We start from the raw sequence: 15,509 nt of genomic DNA, 5'->3' as shown, positions 1-15,509 counted from the left end.
CGCCTTCTTATGCTAAACCCTGCCCGAATTGACATGTGTCAGCCGAGGCGCACAAGTTGGTCGCGCAAACGCTCCAATGTGGCGCTGAAATCGGCCAGCCGCTTGCGCTCCTGGTCGATCACCGCGGCCGGCGCCTTCGCCACGAAGGCCTCGTTGCCGAGCTTGCCGTTCACTTTCTGGACCTCGCCCTCGACGCGCGCGATCTCCTTGCCGATGCGCAGCTTCTCGGCGGCCTTGTCGATCTCCATGTGCAGGCACAGCCGCGCCGTGCCCACCACCGCCACGGGCGCAGCCTCGGCGGCCGCGGCCCACGAGTCCTCGTCGTCGAAGACCTTCACTTCCTTGAGCTTGGCGAGCGCCTGCAGCACTGGCGCCGCATCGCGCAGGAACGCCGCGCCCTCGGCATCGTCGGCCACCGCGTAGAGCGGCAGGCGCGTGGCGGGCGACACGTTCATCTCGCCGCGCAGCGTGCGGCAGGCGTCCACCAGCGCCTTGAGCCGCGCCACGTGCGCCTCGGCGGCCTCGTCGATCTTCGCGGGCTGGCTCTGCGGATAGGCCGCCACCATGATCGATTCGCCTTCGCGCCCGGCCACCGGCGCCACCTTCTGCCAGAGTTCCTCGGTGATGAACGGAATGATCGGATGCGCGAGCCGCAGCAGCGCCTCGAGCGTGCGGATCAGCGTGCGGCGCGTGGCGCGCTTCTGCGCATCGTCGCCGGTCTGGATCTGCACCTTCGCGATCTCGAGGTACCAGTCGCAGAACTCGTCCCAGGCGAACTGGTAGATCGCGTTGGCGACGTTGTCGAGCCGGTATTCCTCGAAGCCCTTGGCCACTTCGGCCTCGACGCGCTGCAGCTGCGACACGATCCAGAAGTCGGCGCGGCTGAACTTCAGGTAGCCGTGCGCCGGTCCGCCGACGGCGCATTCTTCCTTCGTGTGCTCGCGCAGGCCGCAGTCCTGGCCTTCGCAATTCATCAGCACGAAGCGCGTCGCGTTCCAGAGCTTGTTGCAGAAGTTGCGGTAGCCCTCGCAGCGCTTGCTGTCGAAGTTGATGTTGCGCCCGAGCGAGGCGAGCGAGGCAAAGGTGAAGCGCAGCGCGTCGGCGCCGAAGGCCGGAATGCCGTCGGGAAACTCCTTCTGCGTGTTCTTGCGGACCGCCGGTGCGGTCTCGGGGCGGCGCAGGCCCTGCGTGCGCTTGTCGAGCAGCTCGGGCAGCGCGATGCCGTCGATCAGGTCGACCGGGTCGAGCACGTTGCCCTCGGACTTGCTCATCTTCTTGCCCTGCGCGTCGCGCACCAGGCCATGCATGTACACGTCGCGGAACGGCACCCTGCCCGTGAAGTGCTTCGTCATCATGATCATCCGGGCGACCCAGAAGAAGATGATGTCGTAGCCCGTGACCAGCACGCTCGAAGGCAGGTACAGGTCGAGCTCCGGCGTCTTCTCGGGCCAGCCGAGCGACGAGAAGGGCACCATCGCCGACGAATACCAGGTGTCGAGCACGTCCTCGTCGCGGCGGAGTTGCTTGCCCGGCGCCTTGGCCTGCGCCTCGGCCTCGTCGTGCGCCACGTACACATTGCCGTCCTCGTCGTACCAGGCCGGAATCTGATGGCCCCACCAGAGCTGGCGCGAAATGGTCCAGTCCTGGATGTTCTCCATCCAGTGGTTGTAGGTGTTGACCCAGTTCTCGGGCACGAAGCGCACTTCGCCCGACTTCACCACGTCGATGGCCTTCTGCGCGATCGACTGGCCGTCGGCGCCGGGCCGCATCATCGCCACGTACCACTGGTCGGTGAGCATGGGCTCGACCACCGCACCCGAACGCGTGCAGCGCGGCACCATGAGCCGGTGCTTCTTGATCTCGACCATGAGCCCGAGCGCCTCGAGATCGGCCACCACGGCCTTGCGCGCCACGAAGCGGTCCATGCCGCGGTACTTCTCGGGCGCGTTCTCGTTGATGGTGGCGTCGAGCGTGAGGATGCCGATCACCTCGAGCTCGTGGCGCTGGCCGACGGCGTAGTCGTTGTAGTCGTGCGCGGGCGTGACCTTGACCACGCCGGTGCCGAATTCCTTGTCGACGTAGTCGTCGGCAATGACCGGAATGAGCCGCCCCACCAGCGGCAGCCGCACGCGCTGGCCGATCAGGTGCCGGTAGCGCTCGTCTTCCGGGTGCACCATCACGGCCGTGTCGCCGAGCATGGTCTCGGGCCGGGTGGTCGCCACGGTCAGCGTGCCGCTGCCGTCTTCGAGCGGGTAGGCGATGTGCCAGAGGAAGCCGTCTTCCTCTTCGCTTTCGACTTCGAGGTCGCTGACCGAGGTCTTGAGCACCGGGTCCCAGTTGCCCAGGCGCTTGCCGCGGTAGATCAGGCCTTCTTCATGGAGCGCGACGAAGGTCTGCGTGACCACCTTCGAGAGGTCGTCGTCCATCGTGAAGTACTCGCGGCTCCAGTCGACCGTGTCGCCCATCCGGCGCATCTGGCGGGTGATGGTGTTGCCGCTCTTTTCCTTCCACTCCCAGACCTTGGCGACGAAGTTTTTGCGCGCCTCGGCCGGCGTCGGGCCCATGTCGTGGCGGCTGATCTTCTGTTCCTGCAGCTGGCGCTCCACCACGATCTGCGTCGCGATGCCGGCATGGTCGGTGCCCGGCACCCAGAGCGTGTTGTCGCCCTTCATGCGGTGGTAGCGCGTCAGGCTGTCCATCACGGTCTGGTTGAAGGCATGGCCCATGTGCAGCGTGCCCGTCACGTTGGGCGGCGGCAGCTGGATCGCGAACGACTCGGCACCGTCCTTGGACTGCTGCGTGCCGCGGAAGCCGGCACGGGCGTAGCCGCGCTGCTCCCACTCCGGGCCCCAGTGCGCCTCGATGGCGGCGGGTTCGAAGGATTTGGACAGGCTCTCGAGGCCGGGCTGGGCAATGGGGGAGATGGGTTCGCTCATGGCAAATGCAAAACGGCACCCTCGGGTGCCGCTGGTGACAGGGTGGGATTGCCGGCGATTTTACCGGCGGCCTTCATGTCGCGGTCGCCACTGATAATTCCGGCATGCTGTTCCTGCTCTCCCCTGCGAAGTCGCTCGACTACGACACCCCCGTTCCCGCCGAGATCCCCGCCACCATTCCCCATTTCGAGGCCCCGCGCGGCCCCTCTGCCGAGCTGATCCGGCTGTTGCGCGAGAAGTCGCCGCAGCAGATCTCCGAACTGATGCACCTGTCCGACAAGCTCTCGGCCCTGAACGTGGCGCGCTACCAGGCCTGGGCCGGCAAGAGCACGCCGAAGAACGCGCGCCAGGCGGCCTTCGCCTTCGACGGCGACGTCTATGGCGGCCTCGATGCGCGTTCGTTCACTGCCGCGCAGCTGGCCTGGGCGCAGGCGCACGTCTGCATCCTCAGCGGCCTGTACGGCGTGCTGCGCCCGCTCGACCTGCTGCAGCCCTACCGCCTCGAAATGGGCACGCCGCTTGCCAACCGGCACGGCAAGGACCTGTATGCCTTCTGGGGTACGCGCATCGCGGAGCTTCTGAACGAGCGCCTTGTGGCGGACCGCACCCCGGTGGTGGTCAATGTGGCGTCGCAGGAGTACTTCCGCTCGGTCGACCTGAAGGCGCTCAAGGCGCGCGTGGTCGAATGCGTGTTCGAGGAATGGAAGACCGACCGCTACAAGATCGTGAGCTTCCATGCCAAGCGCGCACGCGGGCTGCTCGCGCGCTGGGCCGTGCTGCACAAGGCCGCTACGCCGCGGGCGCTGGAAAAATTCGACCTCGAGGGTTATGGTTTCGACGCGCAGGCATCCCGTGCCGAGCGGCTCGTTTTCAGGAGGAAGACTTGAGATGTCACAGGCGATCAGTCCCGAGCTGAAGGAATGGCTGGTGTCGCAGCTTGCGGCAGGGCACTCGGTGCCTGCGCTGCGCGCGTCGATGCGCGAGGCCGGGTGGCAGGACGCGGCCACCGACCTCGCACTCGCGCAGCTCGAGACGGGCTTTCCCTCGCTCGAAGCCGTGCAGCCGCCCCGGCGCACCGAAATGCCCGGCCCCGACCTCGAGGGCGCGCCGCTCTACATCGACGCGGGAGACCGCCGCGTGCAGGTGCTGCAGACACTGCAGCATCCGCGCGTCGTGGTCTTCGGCAACCTCGTGTCGCCCGAGGAGTGCGAGACCCTGATCGCCGCGGCGCGGGTGCGACTCGCGCGCTCGCTCACGGTCGAGACGCGCACCGGCGGCGAAGTGCTGAACATCGACCGCACCAGCGAGGGCATGTTCTTCGAGCGCGGCGAGAACGAATGCGTCGCGCGCCTCGAAGCGCGCATTGCCCGGCTGCTGCGCTGGCCGCTCGAATTCGGCGAGGGCCTGCAGATCCTGCGCTATGCGCCCGGCGCCCAGTACCGCCCGCATTTCGACTACTTCGACCCCGACGAGCCCGGCACGCCCACCATCCTCAAGCGCGGCGGCCAGCGCGTCGCCACGCTCGTCATGTACCTGCAGGAGCCCGAGCAGGGCGGCGCCACCACCTTCCCCGACGTGGGCCTCGAAGTGGCGCCCGTGCGCGGCACCGGCGTGTTCTTCAGCTACGACGCGCCCGACCCCGGCACGCGCACGCTGCATGGCGGCGCCCCGGTTCTCGCGGGCGAGAAATGGGTCGCGACCAAGTGGCTGCGCGAGCGCGAATTTCGGTAGGCGCATGAAAGTTCGCGCCAATGGCCTGCAGATCGAGGTCGACGACACCGGCGGCGAGGGCCGCCCCGTGGTGCTGCTCATCATGGGCCTGGGCATGCAGCTCATCGGCTGGCCGAACGAGTTCGTGCAGGGGCTCGTCGATGCGGGCTTTCGCGTGGTGCGCCACGACAACCGCGATGCCGGCCTGAGCGAGGGCTTCGACCATGCCGGCACCGGCAACGTGGTGTGGGAAACCATCCGCCACCGCCTCGGCCTGCAGGTGCGCTCGGCCTACACACTGCAGGACATGGCGCGCGATTCGCTCGGCGTGCTCGATGCACTCGGCATCCCGCAGGCGCATGTCGTCGGCGCCTCGATGGGCGGCATGATCGCCCAGCACCTTGCGGCCGAGTGGCCCGAGCGCGTGACCCGCCTCGTGAGCATCATGAGCTCCAGCGGCGCGCGCGGCCTGCCGGGGCCGCGCAGCGACGTCGCGGCCATGCTTCTCAGGCGTCCGCTCGGCGGCGGCGAGGCCGACCTCGTTGCGCACAGCGTCCGGCTGCTCAAGCTCATCCAGAGCCCGACCTATCCGCAGAGCACCGAGGCGCTTTCCGAGCGCCTCACCTTCAGCATGCGGCGCGCCTACCGGCCGTCCGGCATCTTCCGGCAGATGCTCGCGATCGGTGCCGATACCGGCCGGCCTCAGCTGCTTGCGCGCATCAAGTGCCCCACGCTGGTGCTGCACGGCGAGTCCGATGCGCTGGTGCCGACCGCCTGCGGCGTGGACACCGCCAAGCGCATCCCGGGTTCCCGGTTCATCGGCATTCCCGGCATGGGCCACGACCTGCCGCCCGAGGTGTGCGCCATCCTCGTCAACCATATCGCGCCGTTCCTGAATGCGGCGCTGGAGCACCCCACACCATGAGCCTCGACAACATCCCCCCCAACGCCGGTTCCGGCCCCAACACGCCCGAGCAGTCGCAGCTCGGCCGCGCCTCGGACTACGCCGACAAGTACGACCCCACGCTGCTGTTCCCGATTCCGCGGGCCACCCAGCGCGAAGCCATGGGCATCCAGGCCGGTGCGCTGCCGTTCTTCGGCGCCGACCTCTGGACCGCGTTCGAGGTCAGTTGGCTCAACCTGCGCGGCAAGCCGCAGCTCGCCATCGCGCACTTCACCATTCCCTGCGAGACGCCCAACATCATTGAGAGCAAATCGTTCAAGCTCTACCTGAACAGCTTCAACAGCAGCCCGTTCGCCAACCTCGAGGCGGTGCGCGACCGGCTGCGTGCCGATCTGTCCGAAGCGCTCTGGCGCGGCAGCGGCCAGGCCGCGGGCATCGGCGTGAAGCTGCTCGCGCCCGACATGTTCGACCGCGAGCCGGTGCACGAGCTCGACGGGCTCGACCTCGACCGCCTCGACATCGAGTGCACCCACTACCAGCCCGCGCCCGAGCTGCTGTCGAGCGACACCAGCCAGCCGCCCGTGAACGAGACGCTCACGAGCCGGCTGCTCAAGAGCAACTGTCTCGTCACCGGCCAGCCCGACTGGGGCAGTGTGCAGATCCGCTACAGCGGCCCCGCCATCGACCAGGCCGGGCTGCTCGCGTACATCGTGAGCTTTCGCAACCACAACGAGTTCCACGAGCCCTGCGTCGAGCGCATGTTCACCGACATCTGGAAGCGCTGCGGGCCGAACAAGCTCGCGGTGTACGCGCGCTACACGCGCCGCGGCGGGCTCGACATCAACCCATTCCGCACCAGCTCGCCGCAGGCATTGCCGGCGAACGTGCGCACCGCGCGGCAGTAAACCCCGCGCGCATCCCGAGAGCCCGCTCGCCTTGTCCGCCGACCTCAAGTCGCTGCGCCTCTTCGCCGCCGTGGCCGACCACGGCAGCATCAGCGAAGGTGCCAAGCGCTGCCATATCGCGCTCGCCGCCGCGAGCAAGCGCATTTCCGACCTCGAGGCGCGCGCGAAGCTGCCGCTCCTGGTGCGGCATGCGCGCGGCGTCACGCTCACTTCGGCCGGCCACGGCCTCTTGCTGCATGCGCGCGCCGTGCTGTCGGCGCTCGACCGGCTCGGCGCCGAGCTCGACGACTTCCAGAACGGCGTGGCGGGCGTGGTCAGCATCACCGCCAACGCATCGGCCATTGCGCAGTTCCTGCCGGCGCAGATCGGCTCGTTCCTGCGGCTGCACCCGGTGCTCAAGATTGACCTGCAGGAGCGTGCGAGCACCGAGGTAGTGAAGGCCGTGCAGGCCGGCCTGGCCGACATCGGCGTGATCGAGGGCCAGACGCCCGCCGAAGGCCTGGAGTGCCTGCCCTACCGCAGCGATGAGTTGGCGGTGGTGGTCGCACACGATCACCCGCTCGCGCGGCGCCGGCGCATCGGCGTGGACGAAATGCTGCGCCACGACCATATCGTGGTGCGCGAAGGCACGGCGCTGCACCGGGTGATGGTGGCCGCCGCGCTCGAGGCGCAGGTGCCGCTCAAGGTGCGCATGCAGGTGGGCAGCTTCGACATGGTCTGCCGCATGGTCGAGCAGGGCGTCGGCATCGGCCTGCTGCCCTATGCGGCGATCCTCCCGCAGCTGCAGATCCTCAAGCTGCGCTGCCTCAAGCTCGATGCGCCCTGGGCCGCGCGCCGGCACCTGCTGTGCGTGCGCCGGCTGAACGAGCTGACCGTGGCCGCGCGCTCGGTGCTCGACCACCTCGGCCGGCCCGACTGACGCCGCGCCGACGCCGAGCCTTCGCGCCGCACGAAGGCTCGCGCTCGCCAAAAAAGAATTGTTCTCCCGCGGCCGCCGCGCAAAGATGCGTGCAAACCAAAGGAGACATGCACTTGAAGATCGTTCGCGTCAGCGCCACGCCACTGAACATTCCCGTCACCATCGACGTGGTCGGCCTCAACAAGCAGACATCGCTGTCGCTGTGCCTCACCGAGATCGAGACCGACACCGGCCTCGTCGGCCACGGCATGACCGCCATTACCGAGGAAGAGATCATTGCCGCCGCCGTGCGCGACGTGGCCGGCCCGGCGCTCATCGGCGAAGACCCGATGGCCACCGAGCGGCTCTGGGAGAAGCTCTACTGGCTGCTCTCGCCGCGCGGGCAGACCGGCTATGCGAGCCACACCATCGCCGCGCTCGACATCGCACTGTGGGACCTGAAGGGCAAGGCGCTCGGCCAGCCGCTGTGGCGCCTGTTCGGCGGCGCGCGCGCCAAGGTGCCGGTGTATGCCACCTTCGGCTTCGGCTTCTTCGAGCGCGACCAGCTTGCCGCCGCCGCGAAGCTGTGGGTGTCGCAGGGCTTCCAGCGCCTGAAGATGACCGTCGGCAACCACGCGCTCGCGCGCCGCGACGAGCCGCGCCCGCTCGACGAGGTGATCGCCGAGGACGTGCGCCGCGTCGCCGCCGTGCGCGAGGCCGTCGGCCCCGACGTGAAGCTCTACGTCGACGCCAACTGCGGCCTCGACCTGTTCCATGCGAGCGAACTCGCGCAGCGCATCGAGCCCTACGGCATCAGCTTCTTCGAGGAGCCGCTGACGCAGAACGACGTGCGCCAGATGGCGACGCTGCGCAGCCGCACGCGCATTCCGCTTGCCTGCGGCCAGAACGAGGGCCTGGCCTTCCGCTTCCGCGACCTGCTGGTGAACCAGGCCGCCGACGTGCTGCAGCCCAATGTGACGATCTCGGGTGGCTATTCGCAGTGCCTGAAGATCGCCGGCATGGCCGCGGCCTTCAACGTGCCGATCGACAACGGCGGCGCCTGGCCGTTCCACAACATGCACCTGCATGCGGGCGTGTCGAACGGCGGGCTGGTCGAATACCACTATGTGGCGGTGGAGATGCTCAAGCAGATCTTCGACGGCCTCCCGGTGCCCGAAAACGGCTGGCTGACGCTGCCCGAGGCACCGGGGCTCGGCTTCTCGCCCAATGCCGACCGCGTGCGCGAACTCGCCAAGCTGCCCACCTCCGGCGGCAAGGGCAAGGCATAGGAAGGACGCCCCCCGTTGCGCCTTCGGCGCTTCCCCCCACTGGGGGGCGCACCCGGCGGCCGGGCAAAGCCCGTTCCGCGGGTGCACTTGAATAGAGCCGCGCAGACGGCATTGACAGAAAACCTGGAGACATGATGAAAGCTAGAGAAATCACTCGCCCCGCCCGTCGCCACGCCTTGCGCACGGCCACGGCCCTCGGCCTTGCGACCTTGCTCGCGGCTCCCGCCGCCTGGGCCCAGAAGTACCCCGACAAGCCGATCCGGCTCGTGGTCGGCTATTCGGCCGGCGGCGGGGTCGATGCGGTCGCGCGGCTGCTCGGCACCCGGCTTGCCACCGTGCTCGGGCAGCAGGTGCTGGTCGACAACCGCACCGGCGCCACCGGCATGATCGCGGCCGAATTCGTCGCCAAGTCGGCACCCGACGGCTACACGCTCATGATGGGCGACAGCGCGCTGCTGGCCGCCAAGCTGCTGCAGCCCAGGGCCTCGGTCGATCCGCTCACCAGCTTCAGGCCGGTGGCGGGCGCGTTCGTCTCGCCGCTGATGATCGTCACGGGCAACGACTTTCCGGCCAAGACGCCGGCCGAATTCGTCAAGGAGCTCAAGGCCCGCCCGGGACACTACTCCTATGCCACCTCGGGCGTCGGGACGGTGCATCACCTGGGCTTCGAGATGCTCAAGCAGACCAGTGGCAGCAAGGTGGTGCACGTGCCGTACCGCGGCGCCGCGCAGATCGTGCCCGACGTGGTCGGCGGCCAGGTGCCGATCGGCGTGGTCAGCGCCACGGCCGGCATGGCGCAGGCCAAGGCCGGCAAGCTGCGCGCCATCGGCCTGATGAACACCGCGAAGCTCGAGGGCGCCGAAAGCGTGCCCGCAATGGCCGACGCGCTGCCGGGCTTCGACGTGGCGCCGCGCATCTTCGTGCTCGCGCCGGCCGGCACGCCCGACGAGGTCGTCGAGAAGCTGTCGGCCGCGGTCAAGGCCGTGCTCGACACGCCCGAAGCCGCTGCCGCGGCGACCGCCCAGGGCACGCTGCGCGCCTATGCCACGCCAGCGCAGCTCGGCAAGGACATGGCCGAGGAGACCAAGCGCTGGCAGCGCATCATCGCCGAGCAGGGCATCGTGGCCGAAGGCAAGTGATGATGGCCGTGCCCCACCTCGGCCTCATCGTGCCACCGGCCGCCGGCGCCGTGCCGGTGGACGGCCCGCTGCTCTACGGCGAGCGCATCCGCTTCAGCGCGCTGGGCCTCGGCCTCGGCGAGATCTCCACGCGCGGCTACACCGAGGTGATCGACACCGTGGTCGAGAAGGCCGTTGCGCTCAAGGCCGAGGGCGCGAGCGCGGTTTCGCTCATGGGCACCTCGCTGAGCTTCTTTCGCGGCGCGGCCTTCAACCGCGAACTGCAGGCCGAGATGGCCCGCGCCACCGGGCTGCCCTGCACGACCATGAGCAACGCCATCACCGGCGGGCTGCGCCACCTGGGCGTGCGCCGCGTGGCGGTGGCCACGGCCTACATCGACGAGGTCAACGCGCAGTTGCGGCGCTACCTCGACGACAGCGGCTTCGAGCCGCTCGCGCTCGAAGGGCTGGCGATCTCCGACGTGCAGGCCGTGGGCCAGGTGCCCACGCAGGTGCTCGTCGACCTGTGCCTGCGCGTGTTCGATGCGCAGCCCGGCGCGGACGGCATCCTGATCTCGTGCGGCGGCCTCGTCACGCTCGACGCGGTGCGCGAAGTCGAGGCGCGGTTGTCGGTGCCCGCGGTGTCGAGCTCGCCCGCGGGCTTCTGGGACCTCGTGCGCACGGCGGGGCTCGATGCGCGTTCGCCGGGGCAGGGGCGGCTGTTCGCCTGAAAGTCAGCCCAGCCATCGCGCCATGCGCGGCGTGGTCTCCAGCGCCCACACGCGCCCGCACAGCGCCTTCGCCTCCTCGGCGGTCACGCCTTCGCCGTACTGCGCCAGCCGCTGCATCTTGTCCTCGATCTCGGCGCGGCTCAGGCTGTTGCCCGGGTCGCCCTTGGGCTCGTCCACGCGGCCGTGCAGCGTGCGGCCGTCGGTGGTGCGCACGCTGACCTTGCCGATCCAGCGCCCGGGATAGGCCGCATCGACCTCGGCGTCGAGTGCCATCGCCACCTTGTCGCGGAAGGCAGCCACCTCGTCGGCGAGAAAGTCGCGGTCGAACTCGCCGAGGCCTGCGCGGCCATGCACCGCGATCAGCCCGAGCACCGTGCCCATCGAGAACTTGGCCTGGTGCACCGTGGCAGGCACCGCCACGCGCCCGAGCACGTCGATGGCGCCCTGGTGTACGTGCGCGATCACGTGCGACACGTCGGCCGGGCGGAGCCCGTGCGCGGTCATCACCTGCAGCAGCGCGTCGGCTGCGGGATGCGTGTGGCGGCACGAGGCGTGGTACTTGAAAGAGGTCTCGGCCAGCGCCCAGCGCATGCCGAGCCGGTCGACGAGCCGCGCCGGATTGGCATCGCTCGACATGCCCGCCGCCAGGCCCTGTGCGCCTTCGAGGATCTTCGCGGCGCCCGTGAAGCCGTCCTGCGCCAGGTAGGCCGACATCAGCCCGCTCGCGGCCGCATGCGCGCAGTGCAGTTGCTTGGAGTCCGCCGCGTCGCGCAAGAACTCCCAGAGGCCGGCCGACTGCGTGCCGGCCGAGCCGAAGGCGTGGAGCATCTGCGCGGGCGTGAGCGCGAGCAGGTTACCCACGGCCGCCGCGGCAGCGAGCGTGCCGGCCGTCGCAGTGGTGTGGAAGGTCTTGTAGTGCGAGCGCCCAAGGAACTCGCCCACGCGGATGCCCACCTCGTAGCCCGCGACCACCGCCGTGAGCAATTGCGCGCCGCTCGCGCCGAGGCTCTGCGCCACCGCGAGCGCGGGCGCGATCACCACCGCCGCCGGATGGAACACCGAGCCGTTGTGCACGTCGTCCTGCTCCACGAAGTGCGAGGCCGCGGCATTGACCAGCGCCGCGAACACCGGCGACGTCGTGCGGCGCGAGGTCAGCAGCTCGCTCGGCCCTTCGGCCGGTCCCATGGCCAGCGCGAAGCGCTCGATGCTGCGCACCGGCCGCGCGGCGCGTGCCGCGAGCACCGAGCCGAGCCAGTCGAGCACCAGGTCCTCGGTACGGCGCAGCACGGGCGCGGGAATGTCGGCAAGCCTCAGCTCTACCGCGAAGGTCGCGAGCACCTGGCTGGGATGGTCGATGGTGGCGGAAGTCATGAAGGAGAGTCAAAAAGACCGCGGCAGCCCGAGCATGTGCTCGGCCACGTAGCTCAGGATCAGGTTGGTCGAGATCGGCGCCACCTGGTAGAGCCGGGTTTCGCGGAACTTGCGCTCGATGTCGTATTCGCAGGCGAAGCCGAAGCCGCCGTGGAACTGCAGGCAGGCGTTGGCCGCCTCCCAGCTCGCCTTGGCCGCGAGGTACTTCGCCATGTTGGCCTGGGCTCCGCAGGGCTCGCGCGCATCGAACAGTCGGCATGCTTCGTAGCGCATCAGGTTCGCGGCCTCGATCTCGATGAACGCCTCGGCGATCGGGAACTGAACGCCCTGGTTCTGGCCGATCGGGCGGCCGAACACCACGCGTTCCTTGGTGTAGGCGGTCACGCGGTCGATGAACCAATAGCCGTCGCCGATGCATTCGGCCGCGATCAGCGTGCGCTCGGCGTTGAGCCCGTCGAGGATGTACCTGAAACCCTGGCCTTCCTCGCCGATCAGATTCTCGACCGGGATCTCGAGGTTCTCGAAGAACAGCTCGTTGGTCTCGTGGTTCACCATGTTCGGGATCGGGCGCACCGTCATGCCCTTTCCGATCGCCTCGCGCAGGTCGACGATGAAGATCGACATGCCTTCCGATTTCTTCTTCACCTCGGCGAGCGGCGTGGTGCGCGCCAGCAGGATCATCAGGTCCGAATGCTGGATGCGCGAGATCCAGACCTTCTGGCCGTTGATGACGTAGCGGTCGCCCTTGCGTACGGCGGTGGTCTTGATCTTCGTCGTGTCGGTGCCGGTGGTGGGCTCGGTCACGCCCATCGACTGCAGCCGCAGGTCGCCGCTCGCGATGCGCGGCAGGTAGGCGCGCTTCTGGGTCTCGCTGCCGTGGCGCAGCAGCGTGCCCATGTTGTACATCTGGCCGTGGCAAGCGCCCGAGTTGCCGCCCGAGCGGTTGATCTCTTCCATGATGACCGACGCCTCGGTGAGCCCGAGGCCGGAGCCACCGTATTCCTGCGGGATCAGCGCGGCCATCCAGCCGGCCTTGGTGAGCGCATCGACGAACTCGGCGGGATAGCCGCGCGCCTCGTCGACCCGGCGGAAGTACGCGTCGGGAAATTGCGCGCACAGCCCGCGCACCGCATCGCGGATGTCGGGAAAGTTCTTTTGGTCGTTGGCGTGAGTCATCGGCTTCGGTGTGGGTGGATGCTCCGAATCTATGCCGCTGCGCCCCTTCGTGGTTCAGCGATTGCGGAACCCAGCCTTCGGAAATTGCGAATGCCGGCGGTCGATTCGGACCTGTCCTGCATGCGCCCGCGCCGCCGTCCTCCAGCGCGGCAGCGGCCGTCTGGCGCATCGTTCATCGGCACTAAATACAGCGAACGCTGGCTGAAAAAGGAAACAACACCATGGCAGACGACCTGAGCAAACGCGGCCCGCAGGACCGCAGCCGCATCAACGTGAACGAGCCGCACGAGGTGCGCTACTGGACCCAGACGCTGGGCGTGACCGAGGCGCAGCTGCGCTCGGCCGTGGCGGCGGCGGGGGTCGAAGTGAAGGACGTCCGGGTCTACCTCGGCAAACCATAACCGTAGGCACGCTCCTACACCTGGCGCCGGGAGCGGGCACGATACTGCTTGCCTCTTCTTCGCTTCAGGACGCGCAACGTGAACGTGCCCCTTGCCGCGCCTCGCACCCCGGTGCGGGCCCACCCGAACATCGGCGCGGAGCCTTCTTCGGCTCCCCACGCGCGATGAAGGCCTCGCCCGGGGCCCGTAGCTGGATCGCCGCCGGCGTGCGCCACGAACTGCTGACGCGCGCGCTGCCCGCCTTGCGCCACGACATGGCCGCCCCCGTGTCGGTGATGCGCATGGCCCTCTTGATGCTCAAGCGCCAGGTCGGCGCGCCCACGATCGACGCCGCGGCGTGCGAGGAGCGCGTCGCGCTCATCGACCACCAGATGTCCGAACTCGTCGAAGGCATCCGCTCGCTGCGCGACTGGGAACTCGCCACCGCCGACGACGGCATCACGCGCAGTGCGCTGGTCGCCCAATGCGTTGGCCTGATGCGCGCAGCCTTCGACATGCACGGCATCACGCTCGACGTCGATCCGGCGCTTGCTTCAGGCACCGACGAGACGCGCTGGCCGCAGGGCGCGGCGCTGCGCTATCTGTTCCTGGGCGCGCTCGGCTACCTGCACGACGGCGAAACCGAGACCGGCGCGATCCGCATCGAAGCCCGCGGTGACGATGCGCTGTGCCTGGTCGGCACGCCGCGCGCATCGGGCGCCACCAGCCCGGTGCTCGATGCGCACCGCGCCCCGCGCGCGCTCGCCATCGACGCCATCGCGCTGCAGAGCCTGGCCGACGACCTCGGCTACACCGTCGCGCTGGAACGCGACAGCGTCTGCTTCTCCCTCGCGGCCGGCTGAGTCTTTCTGCGCGCGGCGGCCTTGCCGTTGCTGCGACTCGCGCGAAGCCCCCGCGCCAAGCGCAGCCGGTTCAATCGCAGGAACGCGAGCAACCGCTGCTCCGGCGCATGGAGGCCGCGCGTGCGGCCGGCCGTCGCGGTGCGCGCGGACATCTGGCGCAGCACCTCGGCCGACGGATCGCCCTCGGCGCCCGCGAGCGCGCTGCCGAGTGCGAGCACGGCCGGATGCACGTACGCCTTCTTGCACACAGCCGGCGTGTTGCCGAGCTGCTTCGCGACCGCCGCCAGGATCTCCTTGGCCGTGTAGCGGCTGCCGTCGGCGGCCGCACGGCCGGGCTCGCAGGCGAGCCGCGTCAGCTCCAACGCCTGCACCGTGCCGTGCCAGGTGCGGAAGTCCTTGGCGGTGAAGCGCTCGCCGGGCGAGGCTTCGGCCAGGTAGTCGTTGACGTCGGTCGACGAGACGCTGTGCAGCGTGCCGTCCTCGTCCTGGTACTGGAACAGTGCCTGGCCGGGCAACTGCTGGCACTGGCGCACCACCTTCGCGACGCGCGGATCGTCGAGCTTCGCCTCATGCATCACGCCGCTCTTGCCGCGAAAGCGCAGATTCAGCGCTGCACCCTTCACCGCCACATGCCGGTTGCGCAGCGTGGTGAGCCCGTAGGAGCGGTTGCTTTGCGCGTATTCCTCGTTGCCCACGCGCAGCAACGTGGTGTCGAGCAGCCGCACCAGCGCCGCGAGCACGCGGTGCCGGCCCGGCGCACCACCGCCGCCGCCGTCCTGCAGGTCGCGTGCCACGCGCGCCCGGATGCGCGGCAGCGCGAGCGCGAAGGCTTCGAGCCGCTCGAACTTGGTCTCGTCCTTGTGGAGGCGCCAGTCGGGGTGGTAGCGATACTGCTTGCGCCCGCGCGCATCCATGCCGGTCGCCTGCAGATGGCCGTTCGGCAGCGGGCAGATCCACACGTCGGTGTAGGCCGGCGGAATCGCCAGCCGGCGGATGCGCGAGAGCTCGTCGGCGTCGCGCACCCAGCGACCTTCGGGATCGCGATAGCGGAAGTGGTCGCCATGCTTCAGGCGCTGGATGCCCGGCATGTCGGGGTTCACATAGACGAGGCCGTTGGCGATGGACGCGGCTGTGGGTGCCGGTTTCGAGGGCGGGGCGGTCGAGGAGGTCGGTTTGGAGCGGGCCGGCATGGGGGTTGCGTGGTGGCGTACCCAGCGCTTGTGCCTGC

At 69.1% G+C, this 15,509-nt stretch carries 14 protein-coding genes; 10 read left to right on the top strand and 4 right to left on the bottom strand.

Annotated features, from left to right (window positions below):
- Positions 1-38: 38 nt before the first annotated feature.
- A complete protein-coding gene (locus AC3A6G_RS04635; protein ID WP_487865828.1) occupies positions 39-2,936 on the bottom strand; it encodes a valine--tRNA ligase in 2,898 nt (965 codons plus the stop codon).
- Between the two features lie 104 nt (positions 2,937-3,040).
- Between AC3A6G_RS04635 and yaaA the strand changes: the two genes are divergently transcribed.
- From yaaA to AC3A6G_RS04595, 8 genes are all read left to right on the top strand, one after another.
- On the top strand, positions 3,041-3,823 hold the full coding sequence (yaaA, locus tag AC3A6G_RS04630) for a peroxide stress protein YaaA (RefSeq protein ID WP_487865829.1): 783 nt from the start codon (positions 3,041-3,043) through the stop codon (positions 3,821-3,823).
- 1 nt (position 3,824) lies between these two features.
- Positions 3,825-4,667: a 2OG-Fe(II) oxygenase gene (locus AC3A6G_RS04625; protein ID WP_487865830.1), complete on the top strand. Its 843-nt coding sequence runs from the start codon at positions 3,825-3,827 to the stop codon at positions 4,665-4,667.
- A gap of 4 nt (positions 4,668-4,671) precedes the next feature.
- A complete protein-coding gene (locus AC3A6G_RS04620; protein ID WP_487865831.1) occupies positions 4,672-5,571 on the top strand; it encodes an alpha/beta fold hydrolase in 900 nt (299 codons plus the stop codon).
- A complete protein-coding gene (gene queF, locus AC3A6G_RS04615) occupies positions 5,568-6,455 on the top strand; it encodes an NADPH-dependent 7-cyano-7-deazaguanine reductase QueF (protein ID WP_487858456.1) in 888 nt (295 codons plus the stop codon). Before AC3A6G_RS04620 ends, queF begins: the two co-directional genes overlap by 4 nt.
- Before the next feature lie 31 nt (positions 6,456-6,486).
- A complete protein-coding gene (locus AC3A6G_RS04610; RefSeq protein ID WP_487873172.1) occupies positions 6,487-7,374 on the top strand; it encodes a LysR family transcriptional regulator in 888 nt (295 codons plus the stop codon).
- Positions 7,375-7,487: 113 nt separating this feature from the next.
- On the top strand, positions 7,488-8,642 hold the full coding sequence (locus AC3A6G_RS04605; protein ID WP_487858454.1) for a mandelate racemase/muconate lactonizing enzyme family protein: 1,155 nt from the start codon (positions 7,488-7,490) through the stop codon (positions 8,640-8,642).
- A 134-nt stretch (positions 8,643-8,776) separates the two neighbouring features.
- Positions 8,777-9,781: a Bug family tripartite tricarboxylate transporter substrate binding protein gene (locus tag AC3A6G_RS04600; RefSeq protein WP_487858453.1), complete on the top strand. Its 1,005-nt coding sequence runs from the start codon at positions 8,777-8,779 to the stop codon at positions 9,779-9,781.
- Entirely contained in the window at positions 9,781-10,491 is a 711-nt protein-coding gene (locus tag AC3A6G_RS04595; protein WP_487873171.1) for an arylmalonate decarboxylase, read from the top strand. The genes AC3A6G_RS04600 and AC3A6G_RS04595 overlap by 1 nt, the downstream gene beginning before the upstream one ends.
- 3 nt (positions 10,492-10,494) lie before the next feature.
- Here the strand turns inward: AC3A6G_RS04595 and AC3A6G_RS04590 are convergent, their stop codons facing one another.
- Entirely contained in the window at positions 10,495-11,862 is a 1,368-nt protein-coding gene (locus AC3A6G_RS04590; RefSeq protein WP_487873170.1) for an MmgE/PrpD family protein, read from the bottom strand.
- 9 nt (positions 11,863-11,871) lie between these two features.
- Positions 11,872-13,038, bottom strand: coding sequence for an acyl-CoA dehydrogenase family protein (locus tag AC3A6G_RS04585; protein ID WP_487858450.1), 1,167 nt, complete (start codon positions 13,036-13,038; stop codon positions 11,872-11,874).
- A 221-nt stretch (positions 13,039-13,259) separates the two neighbouring features.
- Between AC3A6G_RS04585 and AC3A6G_RS04580 the strand changes: the two genes are divergently transcribed.
- Entirely contained in the window at positions 13,260-13,439 is a 180-nt protein-coding gene (locus tag AC3A6G_RS04580) for a DUF3606 domain-containing protein (RefSeq protein WP_337295628.1), read from the top strand.
- Positions 13,440-13,603: 164 nt separating this feature from the next.
- Positions 13,604-14,281 carry a hypothetical protein gene (locus AC3A6G_RS04575; protein ID WP_487865836.1) on the top strand — a complete coding sequence of 226 codons (678 nt, stop codon included), beginning with the start codon at positions 13,604-13,606 and terminating at the stop codon, positions 14,279-14,281.
- On the opposite strand, the gene AC3A6G_RS04570 is transcribed toward AC3A6G_RS04575, so the two are convergent.
- Positions 14,227-15,471 carry a DNA topoisomerase IB gene (locus tag AC3A6G_RS04570; RefSeq protein WP_487865837.1) on the bottom strand — a complete coding sequence of 415 codons (1,245 nt, stop codon included), beginning with the start codon at positions 15,469-15,471 and terminating at the stop codon, positions 14,227-14,229. The two genes, AC3A6G_RS04575 and AC3A6G_RS04570, sit on opposite strands and share 55 nt — an antisense overlap.
- Positions 15,472-15,509 lie beyond the last annotated feature (38 nt).

The organism is Variovorax sp. Soil_C_26, from assembly GCF_057657075.1.
Note: the sequence above shows the minus strand (reverse complement) of the source record. Positions and strands in the feature narration are given on the sequence as shown.

Excerpts from the sequence above, each read along its gene's own strand:
- AC3A6G_RS04575 (WP_487865836.1), top strand. The coding sequence starts at position 13,604 with ATGAAGGCCTCGCCCGGGGCCCGTAGCTGGATCGCCGCCGGCGTGCGC.
- AC3A6G_RS04590 (WP_487873170.1), bottom strand. The coding sequence starts at position 11,862 with ATGACTTCCGCCACCATCGACCATCCCAGCCAGGTGCTCGCGACCTTC.
- queF (WP_487858456.1), top strand. The coding sequence starts at position 5,568 with ATGAGCCTCGACAACATCCCCCCCAACGCCGGTTCCGGCCCCAACACG.
- AC3A6G_RS04580 (WP_337295628.1), top strand. The coding sequence starts at position 13,260 with ATGGCAGACGACCTGAGCAAACGCGGCCCGCAGGACCGCAGCCGCATC.
- AC3A6G_RS04635 (WP_487865828.1), bottom strand. The coding sequence starts at position 2,936 with ATGAGCGAACCCATCTCCCCCATTGCCCAGCCCGGCCTCGAGAGCCTG.
- AC3A6G_RS04625 (WP_487865830.1), top strand. The coding sequence starts at position 3,825 with ATGTCACAGGCGATCAGTCCCGAGCTGAAGGAATGGCTGGTGTCGCAG.
- AC3A6G_RS04595 (WP_487873171.1), top strand. The coding sequence starts at position 9,781 with ATGATGGCCGTGCCCCACCTCGGCCTCATCGTGCCACCGGCCGCCGGC.
- AC3A6G_RS04585 (WP_487858450.1), bottom strand. The coding sequence starts at position 13,038 with ATGACTCACGCCAACGACCAAAAGAACTTTCCCGACATCCGCGATGCG.
- yaaA (WP_487865829.1), top strand. The coding sequence starts at position 3,041 with ATGCTGTTCCTGCTCTCCCCTGCGAAGTCGCTCGACTACGACACCCCC.
- AC3A6G_RS04620 (WP_487865831.1), top strand. The coding sequence starts at position 4,672 with ATGAAAGTTCGCGCCAATGGCCTGCAGATCGAGGTCGACGACACCGGC.
- AC3A6G_RS04600 (WP_487858453.1), top strand. The coding sequence starts at position 8,777 with ATGAAAGCTAGAGAAATCACTCGCCCCGCCCGTCGCCACGCCTTGCGC.
- AC3A6G_RS04570 (WP_487865837.1), bottom strand. The coding sequence starts at position 15,471 with ATGCCGGCCCGCTCCAAACCGACCTCCTCGACCGCCCCGCCCTCGAAA.